This window comes from uncultured Bacteroides sp., assembly GCF_910578895.1.
GTDB lineage: Bacteria > Bacteroidota > Bacteroidia > Bacteroidales > Bacteroidaceae > Bacteroides.
Map to the genome: position 1 here is coordinate 518 of NZ_CAJTSC010000087.1, position 6,136 is coordinate 6,653.

Annotated in this window: 4 protein-coding genes and 1 tRNA gene; 3 read left to right on the top strand and 2 right to left on the bottom strand. The window is 46.5% G+C overall.

The window, feature by feature from the left end; all coding sequences use genetic code 11:
- Window positions 1-9 precede the first annotated feature (9 nt).
- A tRNA-Ala gene (locus QZ327_RS13815) sits at window positions 10-83 on the top strand.
- A 525-nt stretch (window positions 84-608) separates the two neighbouring features.
- Here the strand turns inward: QZ327_RS13815 and QZ327_RS13820 are convergent.
- Together QZ327_RS13820 and QZ327_RS13825 are read right to left on the bottom strand one after the other, a co-directional pair.
- Entirely contained in the window at window positions 609-1,442 is an 834-nt protein-coding gene (locus QZ327_RS13820; RefSeq protein WP_294620240.1) for a fimbrillin family protein, read from the bottom strand.
- A gap of 26 nt (window positions 1,443-1,468) precedes the next feature.
- Window positions 1,469-2,350 (bottom strand): fimbrillin family protein, encoded by an 882-nt coding sequence (locus tag QZ327_RS13825; protein WP_294620242.1) that lies wholly within the window; start codon window positions 2,348-2,350, stop codon window positions 1,469-1,471.
- 324 nt (window positions 2,351-2,674) lie between these two features.
- Here QZ327_RS13825 and QZ327_RS13830 point away from each other — a divergent pair, with 324 nt between their 5' ends.
- Entirely contained in the window at window positions 2,675-4,771 is a 2,097-nt protein-coding gene (locus QZ327_RS13830) for a hypothetical protein (RefSeq protein WP_294620244.1), read from the top strand.
- Between the two features lie 30 nt (window positions 4,772-4,801).
- Window positions 4,802-5,875 carry a quinoprotein amine dehydrogenase gene (locus tag QZ327_RS13835; protein ID WP_294620246.1) on the top strand — a complete coding sequence of 358 codons (1,074 nt, stop codon included), beginning with the start codon at window positions 4,802-4,804 and terminating at the stop codon, window positions 5,873-5,875.
- Window positions 5,876-6,136 lie beyond the last annotated feature (261 nt).

Genomic DNA, 6,136 nt, shown 5'->3' on the forward strand with positions numbered 1-6,136 from the left:
GTATAAAACGGGGCGTTAGCTCATCTGGCTAGAGCGCGACACTGGCAGTGTCGAGGTGATGAGTTCGAGTCTCATACGCTCCACTAAATCATAAAAACAATTACGTAACTCCTTGGATTTTTTTGAAATTCAAGGAGTTTTTTTTGATATCTCTCTCCCATATTCTTTCATATCCATTTAACTTGCTTTATAAATAGAAAGAGGAACAATACAACGTTGTGTACTGTTCCTTCTCACTAAAATATTGAAAGAAACTGTTTATAATTCTTCAATCTCTTTTTCGATCAACCCAGTCACTTTAATGACTAACTCCATTGAGGTCCGGATGATTTTAAATAACAAGCAACTTCTATGTTTTTTATTTCTCTCTTTGTTACTGAACAGACGTTTCATCGCCCAATCGAAACGGATTATCCGATTCTTCTTATGCACACTTTATTATACATTATATTATATAACAAAGTAAACTAAAAGCTTCAGACTATCAATTTTATAGAAAAACACTCTTCTATTATAAAGAATACTCCAAAAGCCCAAGAATATGCTTGTACATGAAAGTAACCGAATAATTGATATCGGATGCCATTTCAAAAAACCTTAAACCATTCTCACATCGTTATCGTATAGATTACCCCTTCCAAGAATTTGCCGGATGTCGGTTTTATCAAATACTTGCGGGGAAGAAGTTGTCCTATAAAACCGACCTCCACTAAATAGTTAGAGACATCGGCAGGCACCATCACCGGAGCAGTGGTTGTCAAGCTGGCTTTGTCGAGAGTGATGTCCACTGTATTGTTGCCATAATTAATCACACCTGTTTCCAAATTCATGGAACCGGTATTTCTCACATTCAGAATTTTGATACTTGAAAGCAAAGTACCCAAAGCTGAGACATTAAGCTGTATTTGCGTCAGCTTGTGCTTGAAAGTAATCGGTATGGTCGTTCCGGGAGAGTAGCTTCCGCCTGTTGGGCTGGCACCGTGCATGATGTCTTCCTGTCCCGTAAGGGTAAAGTTGAAAACAGGGGCTATTCCATTTCCGGGAGAAGTGACATAGTTGGTTCCATTCGTAGCTGTGGTACGCGGATAATAACCGTAAAAGATAACCTTACGTCCTCCTGCCGGATAGTATAACGGTGATGAGAAAGCGAGTTCATTTCCATTTATGCCGGTAGGAGCCGCATTGTTCAGCAGCGGGGAAGTTGTCCAAGGAAACATACCGGCAGTAGTGCTTTCCGCCACTTCATAAATTCCCAAAGAACCAACACTAATATCGTTGATGCTGTTGACAATCGACCGCGTATGAGGGCTGTCTTCCACAATGGTAAGGTGGATTGGAACGGAGTGTTCTTCACTATTGAAAAACACCTCGTCCATATCATTGCTGCAACTTGCGGATAATAGTGGTACTATCACTATGAGTGTCCGGATAGAAAACTTCATCTGCGGAATTTGCATTACTGGAAAAATTACTGTACAACAGACGATCCCGTTCCTCCGGTAATCCACGGTGTGATAATCGCAGAAGCCGTAATTCCTTTGGGAGTAAAGGTCAGTATAATATTGTGAGCCTTTCCGGTTTCCGTATTTAGGCTTACCGTCACGTTAGGATAAGTCACACCACCCGCTACGATATCCATCACCACGCTTGTGGCGCCGCTCTTTACCATCGGATAGACCGTTGCCGTAGTGCCCGGGTCGGCACTGATAGCATACGTACCCGTGAGGGTGATGCCATCGCCTACCGGATTGTAGGAGACAGTACCGTCTTTGATATTGAGCGAAGCAGGAGTTTGCTGGTTTTTGAGGGTAATGCTGGTTACGGTTCTCCCGGTAGCGGGAAACCCTGCACCAGCTTTAAAGGTGAATTGCAACTGGGTGAGCAGATGGTTGAAGGTGAAAGCCAACGCTCCGCTTGTCGTCTTGTTTCCACTGGCTTCGCCCGAAATCATCACGTCATTGGAACCGTCCGTTTCCGAGAACGTGACCGTATTACCGGATAATGTCCCCTGAGGATAGTATCCTTTGATATGGATCGTACTGCCGTCAACAGGATAATATTGCGCGGGACTAAGCGAGAAGGCGGCGGAAGCAGTACTCGAAGCGGTAAAGGTGCCGGTCGCATTCCACAAGGCGGCACTATAGTCACCACCGTTTACGGAAGCCACGAAATTGGCAGTCACAGATTGACCGGTATTGACCGGAGCTTTTGTCTGGATACCCGATACCCCTGCACTCACTTTGATTTCTACGGGATCTTCACTTGGAGGAGAAATACATCCATTCTCCTCATCATTACTGCAACCCGCCATGAGGGTTGCAGCCATTGTCATTAGTATAAACTTTTTCATACGTCAAGGTTTTTTCTTGTTAATTATTCGTTTTAAAAGAGCAGTTATATCCAAACCTGATACACTATCACTATTACTACCATTAACAAGACAGACCGGGAAATGTTTAATTGCTTAAGGTTTCTCCTTTCTTTTTCAAAGAACCCGACCGGCAATTAACGAATTTCCGGCATAATCCGTACCGGAACAAAGCATTCAATGCCTCCGCCACCATCCTTAAAAAGAGACACGACACCTTTGCTTATCTATCTCCAAATAGCTATTTTTGCGACCTTTTTCAAAAGAATGATTATTTTTCAAATACTATTTAAATAAGAACAGATGATGAAAAACTTATTTTCCACCAGCCTGTTTATCCTGGCAAACATCCTTTTGCTGCTGACAGGCTGCAAAGAAGACGAACTCCCGTCTTCCGGAGAAGGCGGCGACATTCAAAGTTTACCTATCAAACTGACAGAAACGGATTATACTTCGGACAATACTTACTATCTGCTTAATGATGACGAACCGCCCGAGGTTTACTTCGACAAAAGCCAACGCAGTTTTTATGTAAACCAACCGTTACAGATTTCATTGGACGACGAACAATGCTTCCTGCTCCGCTTCTATAGCCCGCGCGAAATATCCAACGTAACCGTTTGGGCAACAATAGAAGGGTACGAAGAAGATTTCAAATTCATCGAACTGGAGAAAGTCATGCCGTTTCAGCAACTCAAGATACAAATTCCGTTTGCCACCCAGGATTTGACGGCGTATACCCGCACGGGAAAAAAGATTAAAATCATGCAAAATCCATACCTGACAGCGGAAAACATCACACTCAAGGTGGAATGCCAAGACCCTTATTACAAGAAACTGCAAGCCATACGCTGTACCTGGCGTATCTCGTTCAGTGATTATTCGGGCTATCACTGGAACCCTCAATACTACAAATACAAACTGTTGGCACCACACGCACGGGAAGCCGTGGCGTTGGCATTGAACATGAGTTACATGTACTCTTCGGAACGGTTCGAAAAAGCACTGCATGAATTCGGTCCGCTACACAGCGACAACAACAAGACCGAGATCGACAAAGACGCCCTGCTGAAAAAAGTAATCGCTTACAGAGGACTCAGTTTCGGACACTGTTCGGGCGTGAACGGTGTGGGACAAGGCGGTACCGAAATGTACTGCCTGAACGAGTGGTGTTTTCTGGAACATTATGTAGACGACAGTTTTGAGACTCATACCGTTTTCCATGAGTTCGGACACAATCTCGGCTACGTACATACGGGAAACATGTCGTACGAGATTACCGGTCCGGGCTGGATTACCCTCTGTGCCAACGTTTATCGTGACATGTCGCTGGACAAAGACCTGCCCGTCTACTCGCGCCGCTTCATGCACACCCGCAAGAACACAAACAGATACGACCATACCAACTACTACCGTGCATCGAAATATGTCATCGAAGGAGCGGAGCTTGATGCTATCGACGGCGGGCTATCCCCATGGCGTGGAGAAACAGACCCGGGCGGAAACGAAGGCAGTCCGGTCTCACTGAAACTGGATGCAAGCGATGTGCCGAATGCCACTGCAACCACCTTCCGCCCCAAAGATGTCTATGTGTACGGAGATACGATGTATGTGGTAAACGATGCTGCCGGCCACTTCAGCCTGGAAATCTTCAGTATTGCCAATGACCAAAAAACACATTTGGAAAGTATCATGGAATGGACAGAAAACAACGAAACCAATACATTCAGCAGACAGCCCAACGGTGTATTCCGCGCCAACGGGAAAATTTACGTCACCCACGAAGGCAGTCGTACGGAAATCTTCGATGCCCGGACCAAAGGACATCCGTTCATCACCTGCATCGGAAACGGCAACTGGGGAACTGGTCCCACACAAACCATACACGCTTTTGATGTATCACTCTACAAAGGAATCATCATCATCCACGACAAGCGTTACATGAATTTTGTGGAAGAACGGCTCATACAACCCGGTACCCTTCCGCTCATCTATGCACGTTCCGAGAATTTGGGTGAAACAAACGGCACTTACGGAATAGCCGTAGACGACCGCAGCGGGCTGCTCTACACCACTCACCCGAACAAGCGTATCGATGTTTTCAAACCCGATGACATGCGCGAAGGAACTGCACCGAAACGTATCCGGCAAATCGCTTGCAAAAACACCCCGTATGCGCTCGACTTCTATCAGGGACGCCTGTTTGTAAGTTCCAACGGCACAGAAAAGTTCTGCGAAGTCAATCCCGATACCGGAGATATCATCAAAGATTACACCGTTATCGAAGATATCACCCTGCAAGCACCCGAAAAGTTCTGCATCCGCCGAAACACGCTGTTCATTACAGACCGGACGAAAGAAGGTGCCTGCGTCTACGCCATTCCCATGAATAAATTGAAATAGAAAACAACATCATAAAACAAGAAATACAACATGAAAATATACATCCGCATCCTAATAATACTGTCAGGTATCCTGACAGCCCAGTGCGACAAGGGAACTTTAGAAGAAATCTTCGGTATTCCTCCGTTCGGCGAAGAAAACAAGGAAGAAGAGGACGGCAACGATTATAATAGCTTCTGGTATTACTCGTACGAAGCGTCACAACTCATCAATGCACAATCTTTAGATATGCAGGCACCCGAGGATTTCACGCCCTACACCATTGCCCATTCGGGAGACACGCTTTTCATCGCAAACACCGGACAGGCAGGCAACAGCCTGCTGACGTACAGCATAAAGGATAACAAACTTCTGGGCACCCTGCAATCGTGGCAGTTCGGCGACAAGGAACTCGACTTCGAAAGCCCGATAGAAGCCATCGTCCCGGCAGGCAACCGTCTATACGTAGCCGAACGCCAGTCGCGTATCCATGTGTTTCACTTGCCGCAGCTCACTTACCTTACCTGCATCGGCAACGGACAATGGAACGGTCCCGTATTCCAGGCACAGGCCATGACGGTAAACAACGGACTGATTTTCGCACGTGACAAGACCGGAACGGTCAGCATCTATAAAGAAGAAGACGCCACGCCGGAAAACTATCAAAAAGTAAACCGCTACCGCCGGACATCCGGCAACGGCAGTCCGGGCAACAACGGCTTCGCCAGCCACTACATGCAGCCGGATGCGGAAGGACACATCCTGCTCACCGACTACGAGGGGAAAAAGATACGCGTACTCAATCCGGAAGCGGTCAATGACGATCTGGCAGACAATGCCTCTATCGACATGGACCACCTTTCCCTGTCGCTCGAATTCAAACCCAAGACCCTGGCTCTATGCGATGGACGCTGGTATGCCACCGGCGACAACAACACCATCAATATCTACGACCGCCTGCAAAACAAATGGACCAAGCAGATGAAAACCGTAAAAGGATATGCTTTCTCCCAGCCCGTCCGCATTTACGCACAAAACGACTCCATACTATGGGTTTCGGACACACACAACTCCAAACGGACATTGGTGAAAGTGTCAGTACACAAAGGAGAAATACGGGAATAGACCGGACATCCGGCAGAGAACCATACTGCCGGCACACCGCATCCTTGAAGGTTTACGGAAACTGTTTCACCCGGCCTCATACCGAATTCATGGTAAAGAGGGTGTCAAAACTCTCTTATTAGCCCAATCAGCCCTGTTACCGACAGCTTCTTTCCCATACGATGTTCCCACTTAATTGGGAACGTGTTCCCTGCATGTTGGGAACATATTCCCAATCAGGTGGGAACGCGTTCCCGGCAAGCTGGGAATAAAGTTCCACCT

What these genes read in the sequence shown, in the direction of transcription:
- QZ327_RS13830 (WP_294620244.1), top strand. Translation starts at nt 2,675, where the DNA reads ATGAAAAACTTATTTTCCACCAGCCTGTTTATCCTGGCAAACATCCTT.
- QZ327_RS13825 (WP_294620242.1), bottom strand. Translation starts at nt 2,350, where the DNA reads ATGAAAAAGTTTATACTAATGACAATGGCTGCAACCCTCATGGCGGGT.
- QZ327_RS13835 (WP_294620246.1), top strand. Translation starts at nt 4,802, where the DNA reads ATGAAAATATACATCCGCATCCTAATAATACTGTCAGGTATCCTGACA.
- QZ327_RS13820 (WP_294620240.1), bottom strand. Translation starts at nt 1,442, where the DNA reads ATGAAGTTTTCTATCCGGACACTCATAGTGATAGTACCACTATTATCC.